The following is a 21,486-nucleotide window of genomic DNA, read 5'->3' on the forward strand; positions in this document are numbered from 1 at the left end:
CCTTGAACTTGCAGAAGCAATGAAGATCAAACCCTCTACTTTTCTGCTGCTGCTCACTGCTTTACTGCTGGGTGGCGTAACGCTGGTGGCGGTACAAAATCAGCCTCAAAATCAATCACAGGGTCAGCAGGCTTCCCAGAGCGAACCTAGCGATCTCTTTGCCTTCACCGAAAAGCAGGTTAAAACGCTGTCGCTCACGACGCCCCTTCGGTCGCTTAAGTTTGAGCGTGACGCTGAGGGAATCTGGCAAATGCAGCAACCTGAACAAACCCCTGCCAGTGCCGCCTCGATCGCCTTTCTGCTGGATCTAATGACATCGGGCACGAGCGATCGGACGTTTACAGTTCCGGCAGCACAGCGAGAACAGTATGGATTTCATCAGCCGTTTGCAGCGATCGAAGTCACGCTCGACAACCAGGAAACCCATCGCCTGATTGTAGGGGAATATGACTTTAACCGCAGTTTTCTCTACGCGCTAGCTGATCCATCCACCGACGCCAATGCCGATCTAAAAGTAAGCCTGGTTTCTCCCAGCTTTGAGAATGCAGTCAATCGTCCTTTAGCAGAATGGAAACAAACAGCAGCGGAAAAGCAGGCTGCACCCGCAGCGTCTCCCAGCCCATCTCCCGGTGCATCTTCTCCGAGTCCTGAAGCATCTCCAAAGCCGTCACCTGATCCATCCCCCGATGCATCACCGAGTTCGGCAAGTTCTCCGAGTCCTGAAGCGTCTCCTGCAAGTCCAGCCGCTCCGAGTCCTTCTCCAAACTCTTCTCCGTCTTCTCCATAGTTTGTCTTGAATTTCTTCTGACGCACAGCAGGCGATCGACCAGGTAGATGGTCAGGTTCAACTCCCTACTTTACTGCATCTCTCGATTGCCCGACCAAACGCATCGCTAGAGAAGCGATCGCTCTATTTACAGATAATCATCAAAGTCTGTAAACCCTAGTGCTCGATTAAAATTCACTAAATTTATGCAAAAGTGATTTTCAGAGAATTTTCTGGGTGATTCGTTAACCACAATTGAAGGTAAAATACATTAACACACCAACAATAATAGATGGACAAAATTGATAGGTTTTTTTGTGATGATTCTAATAAATAAATTCAAAGCCAGGGTATCAATAAATCACCAATTATTAATGTGACAGCAAAAATTATACATATTCTATTGATAATTTATTGATGTATTTATTGATGATCGATCGCCGAATAAAATTGCAGTTACCATTCCCTCAGACAGTCCTCTTAATGGGTTATCAAAGAGCCTGCACGTCTTCCCTCTGGCAGTGTTTTTCGTCGCATAAACTCTGAACAATAAGGAAAGCAATTACCCCACAGGGGAAACTGCGAAGCATCTGAGAAGCAAGCCATCGAGGACGATGAAAAGGGAGGAGGATAATGCTACGTAGACTGATTCTCTGGTTGATTGAGCTAGGTTTTCCTGCCTATGTGTTTTTGTTTGCGCCGCCGCTGCGGGTCAATTTGTTAGAACCCGTGCAAACGCTTCTCAAGGGACAGATACCTGCGATCAATCCGGTGACGATTTCGCTGTTTAGCATGATTGGCATTTGGCTATTGATTTATAGCTGTCTGATCTTCCCAGACGGTAGAATGCAAAAATTACCCGCCTGGGCATTTATGCTGGGTTCAGTTGGAACTGGATTTCTATCCCTGGTTCCCTATCTGGCACTGCGCGAACCCAATCAGCAGTTTTCCGGTGAAAAGGATGCCTGGTTAAAGTGGCTCGATTCTCCAATCACAGGGCTGATTTTGACGGGCAGTACGCTGTTTTTGCTGGGATTTGCCCTGTTCTTTGGCGATTGGGGAGCGTTTGTTCAAGTTTTTCAGAGCGATCGCTTTATCCACGCAATGACGCTGGCATTTGGCATTCTCTGTTTGCTGTTTCCCTATCCCACGTTGCTGACCGATGATATGGCGCGACGGGGGCTACGTAATGACTCACAGCTTTATGGGCTGGTTGCGTTCATTCCCCTGTTTGGACCGCTGCTGTATCTTTGCATTCGTCCACCGCTGCTGATGTTTCGCGCCAAATCTCCTGAATATTCTGGCTCAGGATTGAATCGGTGAGACAAGCTCTAAGCTGTTCACAATCTCGGTGAATGCTCGTCGATTGGGTTCATCCACTTCTGGATTGCCGATCGTCGCCAGACTGATGACAATTACTGCTTCCCCGCTGGGATGAGCAACCACTACGTTTTCATGTTCATATAAGCCAGTAGAACGAAAGCTCAGCCCGTTTTGACCAGCGATCGATCGCGCCTGAAAGTCTTTTGGCTGCGAGAAGCGGCTGGAGTGACCTTCAACCCAGGCTTGTAAATCCAGGTTATCGGGATTGCGATCGACGACGACTTGGACACTGGACGGATATTCGGTTCCGCCTTCATACTTTCCGGCCACGATGTCGTCATACACTTTCTGCTGCCAGAGTTCTAGCAGCACGAGTCCATCAGAAGCATTATCGACCGGATCGGCAATCGCAAAATCTGCGGGATAGACAAAGCCGAACCCTGCTTGCGGAAACGCATACCGCTTCGACGCAGATGGACTGGAAGTGGACGAGGTCGTATCGGTTTGGATTGGTGTTTCTGAAGGAGTAGCGGGAGCCGGGAGGGGGCGAGGCGCAGATTGACAGCTCACCAGCAGTAAGGTGATTCCACTTAGTCCCCATAGCATGAGGCGTTTGGGTCTAGTGAGGAAAGCGAATGGGCTGAAATGGTGGGATTGAGTTTGGCGATCGAAGGGAGTCAGCATGGATGGGTCGCAAATGAATTGAGGTGAAAAAAGGTTGTTTGAGGAGTCTTGGAGTCTCTACATTGCCTCCTGCATCCCCCATCTGTAAATTGCTGCTTTGAAAGAGCGAGGGGGACTTTAAGTTGAGACGTAGAGCTGATTACTGCTGTGATTACTCTTGCAAGGGGGTTGATTCCTTATTTTCTGGCAATGTTCCGGCACTAGGTTCTCTCGTTACATTTTTGCGAACCATCAATTCGGGAGCCGCAGCCCATTACCATGCTCGACGGGCACAAGGGCAACAAGATTAGTCATTCCGGTGAGAAAGTTCGATAGGTGCTAGATCGATCGCACGTATCCTACAAATCCTTCAGGGTTTCATCCGGCAAAACTTAATTCGTTCAGCAGATTCGCCGCTGGAGCAATCCTTCTAAGCTGACGTAGATCGAAGAATTAGAAACCAAAATTTCAGGAGGAAGGCGATTGTGGCAGATCTGGTGCTGGTGGTGGGTGCAACCGGAGGCGTGGGACAGTTAGCGGTAGCAAAGCTGCTGGAAAAAGAAATTCCGGTTCGGGTTTTGACGCGCAGTGCAGAGAAAGCAGAAAAACTGTTTGGCGATCGAGTAGAAGCGGCGATCGGGGATATTCGTCAGCCTGAAACCTTGCCGTCTGCCATGCTGGGCATTACCCATCTGATTTGCGCCACTGGAACAACCGCGTTTCCTTCGGCTCGCTGGCAGTTTGACCTCCCCGAAGCGAAAGGGCTGCAAACGCTCCAGCAGTGGAGCAAGATTCTCCTGGACAAAGGCTACCGGGATGCTCACGCCAAAAATAGTCCCCAAATTGTCGATGTGGACGGCGTGCGCCATGTGGTTGAGGCAGCTCCAAGTTATCTTCAGCGATTTGTCTTTGTTTCTTCCTGCGGCGTGGAACACAAAACCCAGTTTCCCTACACCGTTCTCAATGCCTTTGGTGTCCTGGATGCAAAACAGCAGGGCGAAGCGGCGATCTTGCAATCCGGTCTGCCCTACACCATTATCCGACCCGGACAGCTCATCGACGGTCCCTTTACGTCCTACGATCTGAATACGCTGATGAAAGCGACGACAGGCGGCAAAAAGGGAATCACGATCGGCACCGGCGACACCCTCTCTGGACAAACTAGCCGAATCGATGTGGCGGCTGCCTGCGTGGAATGCCTGCATGACCCGAATGCGGCAAACAAGATTTTTGAGATGGTGAATAAGGGGAATCGTCCTGCGGCGATCGATTGGTCGGGTTTGTTTGCTTCGATCGCGTAACCACTGCGTCGCAAAAGTTTAGGGAATGGGGGACGATCGCTTTTCTATGAAAGATTTTCCGCAAAACAAAAGCCGGAGGTTGGCTCTCGACATCCAGGCGTTTACCCGAAGTGGAATTTAATCCTCCGACTCAAGACTCAATGGGTTAATGCAAGTTAAGCCTCGCTGCTTTCCTGAGCCGCTTCCTCTTTCCGCCTGCGGAGGGTTGCTATACCCATGCCAATCAGTCCTGGCAACAGAGCAGGAGTAGGAATAGCAGTTGCGGAAGAATTAAGAGAAAGTTGATTGATTGCGAAATCATTACCCCCAATACTATTAACACTAAACGTGATACTGGCAATATCCAACTGATCACTCAATAGCCCGATAAAGATAGCAGAATTATCTGCATTTCCAGTGGAAATGCCGCCCCGGTTAAAACTGCCTAAACTGATGCCATTGCTGTCAAAGGCTTCAATGATAGCGTTGAAAGAATCATAGATGTTTGCTTGGATCTGTGTACCAACTCCCCGCACCGGACTGGAGAAAGCAAATCGTACAGTTCCATTCCCCTGATTCCAAAGGAGCGCATCACCCGGCGCAAAATTGCCAGCCCAGCCAGAACCCTGATCTAGTCGCCCAAAGCCACCACTTGCAAGGCTTCCGGTGACTCCAGTTCCACTAGAGCCATTTACAGTAAAGGGGTTAGAAACAGAAGTGAAATTCGACCCAAGCACACTCCAATCAACAGATTCATTTGCCCCTAAAGCAGTTCGATCGGTTATACCGATAGTTAGAGCTTGAGCAGCATTCGCAGTCCCCAAAGCTGCCAAAACTGTTCCGGCAATTGCAAGGGAGAGTTGGCGAGACATGGAAAGAGTTGTCATTAAGTTACTCCTAAAGTGGAAGATGAATGAATGGTAGGAGTCCCTGAAGATTGAACCGCCAGAAACAAGACGATCGCACAAATAAGACGATCGCTTACCTTGAGCTAACGCTGCGAAGTCAACTCAAACAAACTGTGATTCTGCTGCAAAAAGCCTGATTCTACAGGTGCTCTGACAAACCACCCCTGGCATCCCAACATTCCCTGATGCAATCTGATGAGACGGGAGTGATTGGAGCAAAGCGAGTAAAGATGCCCCGCTAACGTTTTCATTTCTGGGTCAACTGTTCACAGTTTACTTATTTCTGCAAAAAAATATAGAGCCTACGTAGATTCTACATAAAAGTTGAAAATGACACCGAGACTCTACTTAGAAACTTCATAAGGTTTGTCCGGTTGAGCAAGGATGCTTGATTATCACGAACTACCAGACGAGTAAACAAAAACACCAGGGAGACTGTCTTCTACAGATAAAATCGATCGCAACAACAAAGCGCGACCAACATTACTCCTCTGGCAAAACCTGCCCTTATAGAAACTATGGCTCTCTTCTCGGAAGCCAAATCTATCTCTGCACGGCAAATACCACCTGCCCTTTACGGTTCGCCCCCACGCGCCACCCGATCGAAATTCTTACACTAAGACCATGTGAGCTTGGGATTTGAAATTTCGGATGAAGCCTATCTGTTCTGCGATCGATCGCGATTCTGTTCTATCAGCATCCTTGCCGTTTGGATCTTCTACAGATTGGATCTTCTACAGAATAGACAAACTCATTCATCAATCCCGAATTATCGAACCGTCCCACCCCTTGTTCGGTAAACCCGCCTTCAAGGAATGAGCAAAAATACACACTATAGAGGTAGTGCTGCATCCCGAGCTGTGGCGGCGTTTGGCTGTTTGTTGCAGTTTCGTTGCTTAGAACAAAGGACGACCGGGACACCCGGCAGCCGAGGGACGGACACCCCAATCCATTTGGTTTGTGAGCAACCAGATCATCGAGAACTCTAGAACCGGAGATTTGAAAGGTATATGGCTAAAGTTGTTGGAATTGACTTAGGAACAACCAACTCGTGTGTGGCAGTGATGGAAGGGGGTAAGCCGACCGTTATTGCAAACGCAGAAGGGTTCCGCACGACACCCTCGGTTGTTGCTTATACAAAGAATGGCGATCGTCTTGTCGGACAGATTGCAAAGCGTCAGGCAGTGATGAACCCAGAGAACACCTTTTACTCGGTGAAGCGGTTTATCGGTCGTCGCTTTGATGAAGTCGGCAACGAGATGACCGAAGTGTCCTACAAAGTGCTGAACATCAACGGCAACGTCAAGATTGACTGTACGGCACAGGGCAAGCAGTTCGCCCCCGAAGAAATTTCCGCCCAAGTGCTGCGGAAGCTGAAGGAAGATGCCAGCAAGTATCTGGGCGAAGACGTTACTCAGGCAGTGATTACCGTTCCTGCTTACTTTAACGACTCCCAGCGTCAGGCAACCAAAGACGCAGGCAAGATCGCAGGTCTGGAAGTGCTGCGAATTATCAACGAGCCGACTGCTGCATCACTGGCATACGGTTTGGATAAGAAGACCAACGAGACGGTTCTGGTATTCGACTTAGGCGGTGGTACGTTCGACGTATCGATCCTGGAAGTGGGCGACGGTGTGTTTGAAGTGCGATCGACCTCCGGTGACACCCACCTGGGCGGCGACGACTTCGACAAGAAGATCGTAGACTTCCTGGCAGAAGAGTTTAAGCGCAACGAAGGCATTGAACTTCGCAAAGATAAGCAGGCACTCCAGCGTCTTACTGAGGCAGCCGAGAAAGCCAAAATCGAACTCTCCAGTGTGACTCAGACCGAAATCAACCTGCCCTTCATTACCGCAACGCAGGACGGTCCCAAGCACCTGGATGTCACCCTGACCCGCGCCAAGTTTGAGGAGCTTTGCTCTGATTTGATCGATCGCTGCCGCATTCCCGTTGAAAACTCGCTGCGCGACGCGAAGCTGGACAAGAGCCAGATCGATGAAGTCGTCCTGGTGGGCGGTTCAACCCGGATTCCCGCTGTGCAGGAAGTTGTGAAGCGCGTGCTGGGCAAAGACCCCAACCAGTCGGTGAACCCGGATGAAGTGGTGGCAGTCGGTGCGGCAATTCAGGCAGGCGTGCTGGCAGGCGAAGTGAAAGATATTCTGCTGCTGGACGTGACTCCGCTCTCGCTGGGCGTTGAAACCCTTGGCGGCGTGATGACCCCGATCATTCAGCGCAACACCACCATTCCCACCAAGAAATCTGAGACCTTCTCGACGGCAGCTGACGGTCAAACCAACGTAGAAATTCACGTTCTGCAAGGCGAGCGTCAGATGTCAAACGACAACAAGAGCCTTGGAACCTTCCGTCTGGATGGCATTCCCCCGGCTCCCCGGGGCGTGCCTCAAATCGAAGTCACCTTTGACATCGACGCTAACGGCATTCTGAATGTGAGCGCGAAGGATAAGGGCACGGGCAAAGAGCAGTCGATCAGCATTACGGGTGCTTCGACGCTGCCGAAGGATGTGGTTGAGCAAATGGTGCGCGATGCCGAAATGAATGCATCGGCTGACCAAGAGCGACGCGAGAAGATCGACATCAAGAACCAGGCTGAATCGCTGGCATACCAGACTGAAAAGCAGCTCAAGGATTTGGGCGATAAAATTCCCGCAGACGACAAAACCAAGCTGGAAGACATGGTGGCAGAGCTGCGTCAGGCGATCAACGCCGAAGACTACGACAAGATGCGCTCCCTGCCGAACGAAATGCAGCAATTGCTCTATAACATCAGTAGCAATCTGTATCAGGGCGCAGGCGCACCGGGCGCAGGTCCGAGCGATGATGGCGGCAGCACGGGCGGTTCGGCTCCCAGCGGCGATGACGTGATCGATGCCGAATTCACAGAAGACAAGTAAGCCAGTTAGAACTCCTGTGGAGTGCAAGTGATCTGGTAAACCTCCGATAAAACAACTGGGGCGGCTCTGCCGCCTTTTTTGTTGCTTTACGGGATGCTCCCTAAGAGTAGGGGACTTTGAGCTGCTTTCGTAAACTCGATCGCTAAACGAGGTTTCCCTGCCCTATTCTTGGAAACCAACAGGGCAAGGGACATCACTCGCAAAGTTAGAAGCAAAAGTCAGACGCAAAAGTTAGGAGCAGGCAAAATTTAGACGCTGCTTTGCGCTCCCTCAAGGATTCGAGGTCCGTGATGAATCTTGTGCTTATACTCTTTCTCTGCCAATTTCTGGCGAACGATTTGCCCTGCATAGCGCAGGGGGCGCCCAAACTGTTTTTCGATCGCCGATCGACGCAGCCATTGTTCGTATCCTTGAGCGATCGGTCCAGTTAAGAAGTGATGCCATTCCAAGATGACGCGATCGAGGGTATATTCTTGAGCGCGCTTAAAGCCGTTTTCAACCATTGCTAGATAAAGTTCGGGATCTTGCTGGAGCCGCTGGAGAGCTGCGATCGCTTCTTCGGGGGTGCGTACCTCAAAGTAATCCAGTTCCGATCGGCGTATTTGTTGATATCCTGGCTCTGGACCCAAAATAGCTGGACATCCTGCAAACCAAGCATTGATCAACTTCAGAGCTGGCTTTAGAGAAATATCGTAAACGGTGTTATTCCGCACTGCAATTACGGCATCCGCCTCAGTGTAGTTTGCCCAATCCGCAAAACTTGAATCTAAATTTTCGGTACTCATTCTCAGAGTAATTCCCATTGCTTCCAATGCTGATAGAAACTCTGGAGTTCTGAACGGTTCTGCAAGATTATAAGAGTGTCCTTTGAAGACAAGATTTTTGAGCGTTATGCCCCGCAAAGCATCACGAGGTCGAAGATTGGGCTGAGGTCGATGGGGTAAGTAGTGATGAGTTTGATCTCGAACCTGTAGCGGGTTGATAACAATTCGGTGATTACAAAGTTGGGGGTGAGGAGTATCGTATCGGCAGCCGATAACATAGCTTTTAAATAGCCAATCTTTAGGTTGAAGGTAATAGTAAGGAATAATACAAATTTTTCCTGGTACTGGCTCTGATACCAGATGAACATCAAAGCCGCGCCGCTTTAGATCAAGATATGCCTGAGCCGACCACATGTCATGTCCAGTGACGCACAGTTCATAAAACGAATCATCAAACGCCAAATCGGGGTTATTAATTAAGGGAAGCCATTTGGGGTCTTTGGTTACGAAATAGACAGGATAGGGCAAGGGCTTGAAGAAATTTTCTGTAACCGTGAAGTAAGGATTTTGAGTAGATAGCTCCCGGAGGCGATCTGTAAGAAGCATATTCAGTATCTCCGTGCTGCAAATAGCTTGGTAAGGGAATTCAGGGTAAGCAATAGAAACTAATTAAGCCAATCAAAACCAATCTGGAATTTATGAAGCTACAGTGTTCGATTTAATTTCGATTTAATTATGTTCAATTCAGTCTCCAACCTCACGTTACGGACGTTCCAAAAAAATCAAGGCACGGTGGTTAAGAGCAGTACCTTTCTAAGAAAGCCTCAGCGTCTCTTAATGCAATTGAACTAAAGATAATACTTGATCTCCCCTAGAGAAAAAGGCATGAAACGGTCGTCTTCGTAAAAACTTTATTACGCCTCCGTCTGAGTGATCCTGAAGGATAAGGAGAACAAAGGTTGCTAACCCTACTAAAAAGCTTGCCTCACAGTACTTTGAGAGTCTGAATAATGCTTGTGTTTGCCTATAACCGAGAGAATCGATCGTCTTTGTAGAAACTTTATTGATTTCTCGACCTCACTTACTCGACCTCAAACCGCAAATTCACGGTTTACGTCAGTATCAGAAACAACTTCTGTAAAAACTTTAATCAATCCTCCTGCGTGAACTATGGCTGCTGAAGGCATTGAACAACAGGCGAGCAATGGGGATAGGGGAAGTGTGATTGAGACGGTAGCAAATTGAAGCCTAAGTAAACTTAAACGATACTCAGCTATACGAGTGAGGATATGACTAAAAGAAAACTGTGGTGAATTTGTTTTACTTTTTGTCAAGTACCCAGAGAAACAATAAATCGCTCAAATTAGCGGAGATTGTCTAAAATCAGGAAATTGCCTCTCTTAGCCGATCGAATTCCATGAATCAAGCTGGTTACTATCGCTATCCCACCCTGAGCGGTGATCGTGTTGTGTTTGTCTGCGAAGATGACCTGTGGACGGTTCCGCGATCGGGCGGTGCGGCAGTCCGGTTAACGGCAAATCTAGGTGAAGTGAGGCATCCTGTTCTCTCTCCCAATGGCGAGCTGCTGGCGTTTACCGGACGGGAAGAAGGACACCCAGAGGTTTACTGTATGCCCGCAACCGGGGGCGAAGCCACTCGGCTCACGTTTACGGGTTCCGCTTCAACCGTAGGCTGGACTCCCGACAGCCAGATTGTGTTTTGCAGCAGCGCAACGCAGCCCTTTTTTCGAATGCCCCGGCTGTACACGATCGAGCCTGAGGGCGGTCTACCCAAAGAGCTTCCCTGGGGTGTGGCGAATGCAGTGAGCTTTGGTCGTGCCGGGGGTGTCGTCATCGGCAGAAATATTGCGGACCCGGCACGCTGGAAACGCTATCGAGGCGGCACTGTGGGCGTGTTGTGGGTTGATGTGCAGGGGGACGGTAACTTTCGGCTGCTGATTCAGCTCAACGGTAATCTGGCTGCGCCCATGTGGGTAGGCAATCGCATTTATTTCATTTCAGATCACGAAGGCATCGGCAATATCTACTCTTGCACCCCTGAAGGGGAAGATTTGCAGCGTCACACGGATCACGGCAAATACTATGCCCGCCACGCTTCTACCGATCGACAGTGCATTGTCTACCATGCAGGAGCAGAGCTGTACTGCTTTGATCCCGCAGCCAACACTAACACTCGAATTGAAGTTGACTTCTACAGTCCCAGAGTGCAGCGACAGCGAAAATTTGTCGAAGCAAGCGAGTTTCTTGACAGCTATGACCTGCACCCAAAAGGACATTCCACGACGCTGAGCACCAGAGGCAAACCGTTTGCCTTGAGCAATTGGGAAGGGGCAGTGCTGTCGCTGGGGCAATCTGAAGCCGGACGCTATCGATTAACGCGCTGGCTAAATGACAAAAAGCGATTGGTATCGGTGAGCGATTGCACTGGAGTTGAGGCACTGGAAATCCTGTCACTGAATCTGGATACAGAAGCAGAAGTTTTGGAAGGGCTGGATATTGGGCGGGTGAACGGGCTAGAGGTATCGCCGACCGCCGATCAGGTAATTTTGACTAACCATCGACACGAGCTGATCTGGATTGATTTGAATACCAGGGAGCATCGAATCCTTGATCGCAGCAATTTTGCCTGGATCCAGGGCTTTTCCTGGTCGCCAGATGGACAATGGGTTGCCTATAGCTGCGCCGAGAGTCAGCTCACTTTCTCGATCAAGCTCTGTCACCTGGAAGACGGAACCTTGCATCGCCTAACACCGCCCCGCTTCCGGGATGTACAGCCTGCTTTTGATCCGGGCGGTAAGTTTATTTATTTCCTTTCAGTGCGCGACTTTAATCCGGTGTATGACTCAATCTACTTTGATCTGGGCTTTCCAAAGGGAATGCGTCCGTTCCTAATCTCGCTGCAAAAAGAGACACCGAATCCGTTTGTGATGCAGTCAAAGCTGCTAAATGGAAAGGAAGAGAACAAGACAAACGATAAGAAAGAAGAAGAAAAAGAGAAAGATTCAGAGAAGGCAGAAAAGAAAATTCAGCCTGTCAAAGTTGACCTTGAAGGAATCGATCGCCGCATTCTGGGATTCCCGGTCAGCGAAGGACGCTACGGGCAAATCTGGGGCGTAGAAGGGAAAGTGCTGTTTACGGCATATCCGGTCACGGGCAGCCTGGAGCAGGGCAACGGCAATGGCAACGGCAAAGCAACGCTGGAACTCTATGACTTTGAAGCACAAAAGCAGGAACGTCTCGCCTGTGAAGTGTCGAGCTTCCGAGTTTCAAGAGATCACAAGACGGTGATTTATCGATCGGGTCATCGGCTGCGGGTCTGTTCCACCAATCCCCAAGATAAGGAACGCGCCAAAGAAGAACCGGGTAAGAAAAGCGGCTGGCTCAAGCTCGATCGCATTCGGGTCTCTGTGACGCCTGCCCAGGAATGGCAGCAAATGTTTAAAGAGATCTGGCGGCTTCAGCAGCAGCAGTTCTGGACGGCAGATATGTCCGGCGTGGATTGGGAGCGCGTGTACGATCGCTATCGTCCGTTGCTCGATCGGATTTCAACGCGATCGGAGTTTTCTGACCTGATCTGGGAAATGCAGGGCGAACTGGGCACGTCCCATGCCTACGAATACGGCGGCGACTATCGCCACGAACCCCACTATCACCTAGGCTTTTTGGGTGCAGATTTCCAGTACGACTCAGATACAGACGGCTATCGCATTACCCACATCGTGCAGGGAGACTCCTGGACCGAGCACGATTCACCTTTGAATCAGGTCGGGCTGAATGTGCAGGAAGGCGATATTTTGCTGGCGATCAACGGGCAACGGGTGGGGTTACACCGATCGCCCCAGGAATTGCTCGTTCACCAGTCGGGCTGTGAAGTAAGCCTTACCTTTGCCGCCCGTCCTGAAGAGGCTGAAACCGATGCCGAAACCGCCCAAACCAATTCTGCCCCTACTGAAACTGCCCCTACTGAAGCTGTACCTACTGAAGCTGTACCTACTGAAGCTGCACCCCCAGAGAACTCACCCGATAATTCAACAGATAACACAGCCAGCGAATCGAAACCGACGACTCGCACTGTCTCAGTCAAAACGCTGAACCGGGAAACCCATATTCGCTATCGAGAATGGGTCGAGCGCAACCATCGCCAGGTGACAGAAGCAACCCAGGGCAGAGTTGGCTATCTGCACATCCCGGATATGGGCGCGGGTGGCTATGCAGAGTTTCACCGCTACTATTTCGCAGAAGTCCACAAACAGGGCTTAATTGTAGACGTGCGCTATAACGGCGGCGGTCATGTTTCTCAGCTTTTGCTCGAAAAATTGGCGAGAGAGCGAGTTGGCTACGATGTGCCGCGCTGGGGCAAACCAGAACCTTATCCGAGCGATTCCGTTCTGGGTCCGGTCGTCGCCCTGACTGACGAACAAGCCGGATCAGACGGAGATATCTTCAGCCACTGCTTTAAGCTGATGAAAATCGGTACGCTGATCGGCAAACGCACCTGGGGCGGAGTCATTGGCATTTCACCCACTCACTCCTTGGTGGATGGCAGCACGGTGACGCAGCCTGAGTATTCTTTCTGGTTCAAAGATGTGGGCTGGAATGTTGAAAACTACGGCACTGATCCCGATATTGAAGTCGAAATCACCCCGCAAGACTGGCGACAGGGCAAAGACTCTCAGCTCGAAAAGGCGATCGAGGTCGCTCTGGCTCAGCTTGAGCAGCAGGATGTTTCCTTGCCCGACTTTGGCGATCGTCCTTACCTGCCACTGCCGTAATCCACCCAATCGCCCTATTCTCCCGATCGCCTCCCAAAACCACCCTGCACTCACCCACTCACCCCCGAATCAGGCAAAATAAAACAGACCATCTGATTCCCCCCACCGATCGCTATGGCAGGACTCAACCCAGAGCAGCGCAACTACTACTATCTCCTCGAAGCCGCCCGCACTGGGATTCATAAACCCATTCTTGCCGCCCTTTATGCTGTCCAGCGTCGTCCTGCACTGAGCGATGGAGAAACGGGGTTGGGCATTTCGCCTGCCAATCGGATTCCGCCGGAGCAGGTGGATACGTTTCCAGAACAGGTACAGTTTGCAGCAAATACGATTCGCAGCCTGACGGATAAGTTGACGGCTCAGGGGTGGAAGGGGGCGGATTTGTGGAATGGGGCAGAGGGGCGGTATAGCGATCGATTCATTCAAACGGTTGCGCTGGGCTACATTCCGCCGGTGAGTGAGCCGACTTCTGCTCGATTAGAACCCGGCGATCGGGATGCACTAAAGCAGGCTTTGATTGCAGATTTGGCGATCGACTTTAGCGGAAGCCAGTTGCCGCAGAACTTAGATTATCTCGACAATGCGCTGCTGCGATTTGTGGAACGACTGCCGCGCTATTATCTGGGACTGAGCTATCAGCAGGAATCTTTGCTGGAAGCGGTACGAATCTGGCGCAAGCTGAATACTCGTGAGGCGACGATCGCAGGCTTGCTCCGAATCCCGGAAAACGATCCGGCTTTGCTGACCCTGGATGCGACCCGGTTGGATCAGCCTTTGCTTCAGTTTATGCAGCAGGTTTCACCTTTTTTTGCCGGATACCCTCATCAGCGAGAGGCATTGGTGCGATTAGTGCAGCTCTGGCGGCAGCTCGATTCGCGGGAAGAGGCGATCGTCGCGCTGCAAAATAATCTCTCGGCAGAAACGAATATTCAAATTGTTGATCCGGCGTTGATGGCGTTTGTGCAGCGCATTCCGCAGTTTTATCAGGGACGGGGCGATCAGCGCAACGCACTCACAGAAACCTATCGCCTTTGGGCAGGGTTAGACTCGCGCACCTCGGCTCTGACGGCTCTGGGCGTGAATTCGCAGATTCTGACCGCCAGCAATCCCGATCGCACACAGCTCATCAATGCGGCGACTCAGCTCGATCGCGCTCTGCTGGACTTTATGCGCCGTGTGCCCGTTACTTATCGCGAAACTGACCAGCAGCGAGAGGCGCTGATTCGACTGGTGCAGCTCTGGCGAGGACTGGATACCCGCGAAAAGGCACTTCAGTCTTTACTGCAAGATGTGCGGCGAATGGAAACGGCTGGGCGTGGATCAACCGACGCTGCCCCTGCGCCTGAACCTGCGCCTCTGCCTCCCCGTCCGACCCGCTGGACACCGGAGAATATTCAGCTTTATGCGGCAATTATGCCCAACGGCAGCTTTACCTGGGCAGAAGCCACCCACGGCGGAACCCGAATGCCACCCAATCAGGCGACGGTAGACGGCATTGTGCGAATTGCAGCTTTAGCCCAGCAAGCCCGCGACCGCATTGGTCGTCCATTTCGGGTAACAAGCTGGTATCGTCCTCCGGCAATTAATCAGGACGTGGGCGGAGCTTCGTTTAGCCGTCACCTCATTGGGGATGCGATCGATTTTTACTGCGATGGGCTGACGGGTGATCAGGTTTATCGGGCACTCGACCCCTGGTGGACAGGCGGATTAGGACGCTACAGCAGTTTTCCGGCTCTCTGCCATCTGGATGCGCGAGGGTATCGTGCCCGGTGGACACATTAAGCAGAAATCTTAAATTCGACAATAAAGGCAGTTTGTCCAGCTGCACTTTCCACGCGAATTCTACTGCCTAATCGCTGAACAAGCTTTTTCACTAACGCTAATCCCAGTCCTGTCCCGTCGTATTTCCAGGGGTCGCTGTTGGGAATACGGTAGAACTTGTCAAAGATCCGCTCATGTTCCGCTGGAGGAATTTCGACACCAGAGTTGCTAATCCGAATTGCTAAATGTTCTGGTGTGGCTTGGGCAGCAAGGGCGATCGCTTCTCCAGAGGGGGTATATTTGCAGGCATTGTTCAGCAGTTCGCTGAGAATGCGCCCCAGATAGGACATATCGGTGATGAGGGGAGGCAGATCGGACGGGATGTGGATGGCGAATTGCTGCTGTTGCTGGCGGGCACGTTCAACAAAACTTTCAGCAAGATGGGGAAGATAGTACTGAAGCCCAATGCTTGTGAAATTGAGCGGGTCAGTCCCCGCGTCCAGACGGGTGAGATCGAGCAGATTGTCAATTAAGCTAATCTCGCGCTGTCCCTCAGTTCGCAGCACATTGAAGTAGCGAGCGATCGGATTTGACTCATTGGTGAGGATGCCCAACTGCTCCAAGCTAATTCCGAGCATATGGGTTGCCATACCGATATTGGACATTGGCGTTCGCAGTTCGTGGGAAACAGTGCTGAGGAAGTCGTCTTTGAGCTGATTGAGCCGCTCCAGTTCTTGCACCTGCTGCTGCGCTGCCTGGAAAAGCCGAGATTGACGCAGGGCGATCGCACATTGATTGGCAACCTGCTGCACAAGCCGCACTTCTAGCTCGTTAAACAGTTCCTGCGAATATTTGAACAGCCAGATCTCTCCCAAAATTCCTTTTTCATCCCGAATGGGACAAGCCAGAATCGTCAACAATTGCTGCCCGGAGCGAAGGGTATTGGTCGTCAGCCCACAAAATTGGCAGAGTTGTCCTTGCAAAAGAGAGAGATGAATCTCGCTGTGAGGAGCCTTGGCAATCTCAAAGGTTTGTCCCTGAATCGGAGAGAGAGTATTGGTAAACTCGTACACAATGGTGCAAAGCGTCTGCTCGGCGTTGTAAATTCCAGTGTCGCAGGCTTCGATCGGTAAATCCTTGGCTAACTCTTCGACAACTACCTGCAAGATTTGCTGTTCGTCCAGGCTGTCTCGCACCTTATCCGTAATGCGTTTCAGCAATTCCTCAAAGTGGAGAGACTGCTGAAGTTGAGCGGTTCGCTCCTGCACCTGCAACTCTAATTCAGCGTTGAGAATTTGCACCTGCTGATGCAGTTCTGACTGCTGAATAGCGATCGCAAGCTGGGTTGCCAACTGCTCCTGCAATGCCATTTCAAAGGATTCCCACTGGCGAGTGTTGTGGCAATGATGTGCCACCAGAAGCCCCCACAAATGGTCGTTCTGAAGAATGGGCACCACCAGCAACGCCCGCACTTGAATTTGTTCCAGCATTTCGAGATAGCAGGGAGTCAGGCTGGCACGGTAAATGTCATCGACGGCAGTGATTTGTCCCTGAAAGTACAGCTGTACCTGGGTTTCTGCAAAATAGGTATCAGTGATCTGCCTGCCCAGCAGCGATTGCCATCCTTCCGCCACGGATTCAGCCACAACCAAGCCGCTCCAGCCGGCTTCAAAGCGATAAATAATCGCGCGATCGACCTGAAGCAGCCGCCGAACTTCTATGACCGCCGTGTCGAGGATTTGCTCTAGATCCAGCGTTTTACGAATATTTTGGGCGATTGTGGTCAGAAGCCGTTCCCGTTCTGCCTGCTGATGCAGCGTTGCTTCGTATTCCTTTAACGCAGTAATGTCAACGGCAACGCCAACCACCTGTCTGGGGTTTCCCGCAGGAGTGCGGTTCCAAATTTTGTCTCGACCCAGTAGCCAGCGAAAGTCTCCCGATTTATGCCGCATTCGGTACTCGGTTTCGAGAAACTCATTCTCCTGCATTTGAGAAAAATTCTGCTGATTCTGGATGACTCTGGGCATATCATCGGGGTGAATCAGCAGCACAAACAGCAGATCACCCATTGCCTGAACCTCGGCGGAGGAGTATCCCAATACCGCTTCAACCTGCTGGCTACAGTAGACGTTGCGCTGTTCAATCAAGTCGTAGATATACAAAATTGCCAGAGTCGATTCCGCAATTTGCTCAGTTAACTGCTGCTGTTCTCGCAGGGCGGCTTCGGCAGCTTTTCGTTCGTTGTCAACGCGCTTGCGTTCGCTAATATCTAGATCGATGCCAATTATCCGAATCGGAGTGCCCGCTGCATCGCGCAGCACCAGCGTACAGGATTCGATATAGCGCAGGGTTCCGTCTGGTAAAATTGCCCGAAACTCTGATTTAACCGCTGTTTTTTCTACAAGAGCTTGCTGGATAGCCGCACGGCGGGTCGGTAGATCATCAGGATGAACACAGGCTTCCCAGGCTGCGTAGGAGTCGACTGCTCCAGGCAGCTGAATGCCATAAAGTTCATGAATGCGATCGTCTGAAACGAGGCAATCGTTGACCAGATCCCAATCCCAAACCCCCATATGGGCTGCTTCTACCGCCAGCTTAAGGCGATTGGCTAGGGCTTGTCGCTGTTCCTCTGCCTGTTTGCGATCGGTGATATCGGTATGAATGCCGATCATTCTTAGCGGTTTGCCCGTTGCCGTCCACTCCACGACCTTGCCGCGATCGAGAATCCACTTTTCGCTGCCGTCTTTGCAGTAAACCCGGTATTCATTCTGATAAATCGGAGTTTTGCCGCTGAGATGGTCAGCCAGTTTGTCGTTGCACGAGGCGCGATCATCAGGATGAATTCGACGATTCCATTCCTCCAGTGTCTTGATTCCCCCAGGCTCAGCATCGTCCAAGATCGCTCCCCACTGCCAGGAAAAGGCGATCTGATTGGTTTGAATATTCCAATCCCACACGCCATCGCCTGCCCCTTCTAGCGCAAACTGCCAGCAAGCCTCGCTTTGCTGAAGGGCGAGCGTGCGTTTCTGCACCCTAAGTTCGAGTTCCTGGTTAAGCTGTTGCAGAGCAAGCTCAGCCTGTTTGCGTTCGTTTTCGACCCGCTTGCGCTCGGTAATGTCAATCTGAATGCCAATGATGCCCGTGGGGTTGCCGTCTGCGTCATATAGAATTTCACCTATATCAGCAGACCAGCGCACTTGGTTATCCGGCAAGAGCACGCGATATTCTATGCTGCAGTTCCGTTTTTCTGCTAATGCCTGGGTCACAAACCGATCGGCAGCTTCTCGATCGTCTGGATGAATCGCGTTAAGCCAGTTTTGATAGCTGGGGTTATGGATCTGCGGCTCATAGCCCAACAAGCGGTAGTTCTCTTCTGACCAAAACGTTTGATTGGTTATCAGATCCCATTGCCACATCCCCGCGTTTGCTGCTTTCAAGGCAAGTGACAAACGATTTTCACTGGTCTGCAATGCCTGATAGATTTGCCGTTGGCGATCGTCTAGCTCAGCGACTAGCCCCTGCTGAGATTGCTGCAAATTTGCCTGTTGAACCGCAATGCCCAGATGAAGCGCGACCTGCTGCAAATATTGCATTTCGATCGGCTGCCACTCACCCGGGCTGCGGCAGTCATGAACAATCAGCAGTCCCCACAAGTTGCCCTGGCTCCCAATCGGCGCGACCAGATTGGCTTGCCCCTGCAACCATTCCCACCGTTCAGCCGAGCTGGCTGGCAAATCTCCTGCTCGAATGTCACAAATCACTGCGACTTCGCCCTGGCGGTATCGTTCGACCCAGATTTCATTAAAACTGCGATCACAAATCACCTGCCCGATCAGCGGTGTCCACTCCGCACCAGCAGACTCATAGGCAATGACAGCATTCCCATCTTCTCGCAAGCAGTAGATCAAGACGCGATCGGTTTGCAGTCGGCTTCTGGTATCAGCGATCGCCCACTGTAGAATCTCCTCTAAATCCCTGCACTGTTGAATCTGAAGGGCAAGAGCGGAAATGTTCTCTAGAATCTTCTCAAGCGAAAGCGAGGAGCCCGAATTTGCAGGTGCCACAAGATTTTCAGTTGGCGAATGACCCTTTTACAACAGCGAACCCAAACTTTTACAACAGTGAACCCAAATGATAGAACCTAAACAGTGAATCAATAAACAATAAACCTAAACAGCAAGCGGCGATACTAATATGCTTATGTTGCCTTTCCAAGGAATGATTAGTTCGTAATGAGACAAAAAATGCCCCTTTCATTCTGCGTTTAAAAATTAGCGGGATAAAACAAACCCCAATCAACGGCTTAGCTCCCCTGATTTAACTTATTATACAAAACGCCCTGAAGCCCGCTGCCTCCAGTTGCATCAAGACTGCTCTTTGCTAAACGATGCGCCAGATTTTTTCCACACCCCGTCGTTTAATCGTAGGAAACGGGGAAGAATTTGTGCAGTGAAATTCATTGCCTGATTCAGCAACGTCCGGCAAAGCAACCCTCTGCCAGATCAACCCATTCCAAATCCACTGTTACTAAACCAATCATTGCCAGACCAACCATTGCCAGACGAACCGATCGAGGCTAACCTTTGAGCAGCGCAACTTTACGCAAATTCAATTCGTCAGTGGATTCGTCAGTAAATTCGTCCAGCAATGAGGAGAGCGTGACTTTACCGACCATGATGCAGCCCTGTGAATGCCTGAACTGTGACCCGCTTCAAGGAAAATTACCCATTCCTGAAGAAAATTCTAACCCTGCCGCCAAGCTGCAACTGCTGACGCTGGGGCTGATCTTAACAGGCGGATTTTCCCTGATTGAATACAGCATGGGCTGGTGGAGCCACAGTCTTGCGCTGGTTGCCGATTCAGGTCATTTGCTGTCTGACTGTCTGGCAATGGGGCTATCGCTGCTGGCAACCTGTGTGGCGCAGTTAGCAAACCGTCACCCGTCTTTTCTGAATATTCGACAGGCGGAAGTGCTGGCTGCGATCGCCAATGGGATTGGGCTACTGGTGTTGGCAGGCTGGGTTGCCTGGGAAGCGATTGATCGGTTTCAGAGCCATACTGCGATCGTGAGCGAAGCGATGCTGCTGACGGCGATCGTTGGGTTGCTGTTTAATTTGCTCACTGTTCGTCTTTTTCATGCTCACAGCCATTCTGATTTGAATGTTCGCGGCGCGTTTTTACACATTCTCGCCGATACCGTGAGTTCGATCGCCGTCGTTATCTCCGCTCTATTAATTTTGGTGTTTCATTGGGAATGGGCAGATGCGATCGTGAGCTTACTTGCTGCTGCCTTTATTGCTGTGAGCACACTGCCCTTTTTGCGTGAAAGTTTGCAGGCGTTGCGTCGTTCTTCGCAGGCTTAGCGGCGCAGGCAAAGGTTTTCTCCGCTCATATCTCCCACACAGTTTCCGTTTTGGTCGAGAACGACTACCGATCGAACCGTTGGGAATTGTTTGAGCGTGGCATTTAGAGAACTCATTATCCGCGCATCATCCCCCACTCCGGCTGACACCACCTGCCGACAAAACTGGAGCCTTGCTGTTGCTGAAGTGATCGACAGCGTGAAGTCTCTGCCGCCACAGTTAGAATTGCCCTGTAAGGTGAGGGGTGCGATAAACCCTTGCTGTCTTTCCTGGCGAGTTGGCCCTGCCACCACCTGGCTCACGGCAAACCGAGCCACGCTTGCAGTTTGAGCCTGTCGCCACACAGGTTCTACATAGCTCAGGTCGCTTTGCTGCTGCGGATTTTTGGGAAAGAAAACTTTTACCCTTTGAGGCCGGGGAGCCGTTGCTTCAAGCTGAGCGGCGATCGTAGGCGTGACGGCAGCCGTTAAACCTGCGACGGTGACTAACCCTAAAAGAAATCTATTGCGAAGAGAAGACTTAAACATCGTGAACATCTTGAACATCGTGATATTTTCAGGAACTCCGAGTTGCAATCCAGCTGATCTCGGATGACATGACAAGTGACGATCGAGCAGGGGTGGAAGTTTCGGCAGGAAAAGAACCTGCTTTGGCATTGCTGAATTATTTGGCGTTGCTGAATTAAAGGATAAACGGTTGGGTTTGACTATGCTGGGCAGCTCCCTAAATCGGTCAATTCTGGCAGATTTTGAGCGTTGAAAGTTTTGCCCTAGTGAGCGTTTCAAGTCAAATTCATTGCATGATTCAGCAACGCCCTTAGTTTTCTTCACTCCTTTTCCATCGAGTTTCAATCGAGTCAGGCAACTCGGATACCAGCCCTAATTAAATTCAACCCACGATCGCCCAATTCCTTAATCCCCCTCAAAATAAACTCGCCGCAGCGCACTATTTAAT

General features: G+C 50.9%; 12 protein-coding genes. 7 read left to right on the forward strand and 5 right to left on the reverse strand.

Going from position 1 to position 21,486, the window contains the following annotated elements:
* The first annotated feature begins 19 nt into the window (after positions 1-19).
* Together NDA02_RS13795 and NDA02_RS13800 are read left to right on the forward strand one after the other, a co-directional pair.
* Positions 20-787, forward strand: coding sequence for a DUF4340 domain-containing protein (locus tag NDA02_RS13795; protein ID WP_199296421.1), 768 nt, complete (start codon positions 20-22; stop codon positions 785-787).
* Between the two features lie 612 nt (positions 788-1,399).
* The gene (locus NDA02_RS13800) at positions 1,400-2,089 is read left to right on the forward strand and encodes a hypothetical protein (RefSeq protein ID WP_348255119.1); all 690 of its coding nucleotides are present in this window, start codon (positions 1,400-1,402) and stop codon (positions 2,087-2,089) included.
* Here NDA02_RS13800 and NDA02_RS13805 read toward each other — a convergent pair.
* A complete protein-coding gene (locus NDA02_RS13805) occupies positions 2,072-2,773 on the reverse strand; it encodes a hypothetical protein (protein ID WP_190790866.1) in 702 nt (233 codons plus the stop codon). The genes NDA02_RS13800 and NDA02_RS13805 overlap by 18 nt on opposite strands.
* Before the next feature lie 464 nt (positions 2,774-3,237).
* Between NDA02_RS13805 and NDA02_RS13810 the strand changes: the two genes are divergently transcribed.
* A complete protein-coding gene (locus NDA02_RS13810) occupies positions 3,238-4,053 on the forward strand; it encodes an SDR family oxidoreductase (protein ID WP_348255120.1) in 816 nt (271 codons plus the stop codon).
* A 155-nt stretch (positions 4,054-4,208) separates the two neighbouring features.
* Here the strand turns inward: NDA02_RS13810 and NDA02_RS13815 are convergent, their stop codons facing one another.
* Complete coding sequence (locus NDA02_RS13815) at positions 4,209-4,919, reverse strand: PTPA-CTERM sorting domain-containing protein (RefSeq protein ID WP_348255121.1); 711 nt, start codon at positions 4,917-4,919, stop codon at positions 4,209-4,211.
* A gap of 1,031 nt (positions 4,920-5,950) precedes the next feature.
* Between NDA02_RS13815 and dnaK the strand changes: the two genes are divergently transcribed.
* Positions 5,951-7,852, forward strand: coding sequence for a molecular chaperone DnaK (dnaK, locus tag NDA02_RS13820; RefSeq protein WP_348255123.1), 1,902 nt, complete (start codon positions 5,951-5,953; stop codon positions 7,850-7,852).
* 248 nt (positions 7,853-8,100) lie between these two features.
* Here the strand turns inward: dnaK and NDA02_RS13825 are convergent, their stop codons facing one another.
* Positions 8,101-9,222, reverse strand: a complete 1,122-nt coding sequence (locus tag NDA02_RS13825) for a glycosyltransferase (RefSeq protein WP_348255125.1) — start codon at positions 9,220-9,222, stop codon at positions 8,101-8,103.
* An 811-nt stretch (positions 9,223-10,033) separates the two neighbouring features.
* Between NDA02_RS13825 and NDA02_RS13830 the strand changes: the two genes are divergently transcribed.
* Together NDA02_RS13830 and NDA02_RS13835 are read left to right on the forward strand one after the other, a co-directional pair.
* Entirely contained in the window at positions 10,034-13,408 is a 3,375-nt protein-coding gene (locus NDA02_RS13830) for a S41 family peptidase (RefSeq protein WP_348255126.1), read from the forward strand.
* A gap of 114 nt (positions 13,409-13,522) precedes the next feature.
* Entirely contained in the window at positions 13,523-15,190 is a 1,668-nt protein-coding gene (locus NDA02_RS13835; protein WP_190792587.1) for a D-Ala-D-Ala carboxypeptidase family metallohydrolase, read from the forward strand.
* On the opposite strand, the gene NDA02_RS13840 is transcribed toward NDA02_RS13835, so the two are convergent.
* A complete protein-coding gene (locus tag NDA02_RS13840; protein WP_190792588.1) occupies positions 15,187-19,233 on the reverse strand; it encodes a PAS domain-containing protein in 4,047 nt (1,348 codons plus the stop codon). The two genes, NDA02_RS13835 and NDA02_RS13840, sit on opposite strands and share 4 nt — an antisense overlap.
* A gap of 594 nt (positions 19,234-19,827) precedes the next feature.
* Between NDA02_RS13840 and NDA02_RS13845 the strand changes: the two genes are divergently transcribed.
* Positions 19,828-20,532: a cation diffusion facilitator family transporter gene (locus NDA02_RS13845; RefSeq protein ID WP_190792589.1), complete on the forward strand. Its 705-nt coding sequence runs from the start codon at positions 19,828-19,830 to the stop codon at positions 20,530-20,532.
* On the opposite strand, the gene NDA02_RS13850 is transcribed toward NDA02_RS13845, so the two are convergent.
* Positions 20,529-21,059, reverse strand: coding sequence for a GerMN domain-containing protein (locus NDA02_RS13850; RefSeq protein WP_190792590.1), 531 nt, complete (start codon positions 21,057-21,059; stop codon positions 20,529-20,531). The two genes, NDA02_RS13845 and NDA02_RS13850, sit on opposite strands and share 4 nt — an antisense overlap.
* Between the last annotated feature and the right edge of the window lie 427 nt (positions 21,060-21,486).

The organism is Leptolyngbya sp. ST-U4, assembly GCF_039962215.1.
GTDB lineage: Bacteria > Cyanobacteriota > Cyanobacteriia > Elainellales > Elainellaceae > Leptolyngbya_A.

Bases quoted from the DNA above. Each gene is read 5' to 3' on its own strand.
- NDA02_RS13850 (WP_190792590.1), bottom strand. From the start codon at position 21,059: ATGTTTAAGTCTTCTCTTCGCAATAGATTTCTTTTAGGGTTAGTCACC.
- NDA02_RS13800 (WP_348255119.1), top strand. From the start codon at position 1,400: ATGCTACGTAGACTGATTCTCTGGTTGATTGAGCTAGGTTTTCCTGCC.
- NDA02_RS13830 (WP_348255126.1), top strand. From the start codon at position 10,034: ATGAATCAAGCTGGTTACTATCGCTATCCCACCCTGAGCGGTGATCGT.
- NDA02_RS13795 (WP_199296421.1), top strand. From the start codon at position 20: ATGAAGATCAAACCCTCTACTTTTCTGCTGCTGCTCACTGCTTTACTG.
- NDA02_RS13825 (WP_348255125.1), bottom strand. From the start codon at position 9,222: ATGCTTCTTACAGATCGCCTCCGGGAGCTATCTACTCAAAATCCTTAC.
- NDA02_RS13815 (WP_348255121.1), bottom strand. From the start codon at position 4,919: ATGACAACTCTTTCCATGTCTCGCCAACTCTCCCTTGCAATTGCCGGA.
- NDA02_RS13835 (WP_190792587.1), top strand. From the start codon at position 13,523: ATGGCAGGACTCAACCCAGAGCAGCGCAACTACTACTATCTCCTCGAA.
- dnaK (WP_348255123.1), top strand. From the start codon at position 5,951: ATGGCTAAAGTTGTTGGAATTGACTTAGGAACAACCAACTCGTGTGTG.
- NDA02_RS13805 (WP_190790866.1), bottom strand. From the start codon at position 2,773: ATGCTGACTCCCTTCGATCGCCAAACTCAATCCCACCATTTCAGCCCA.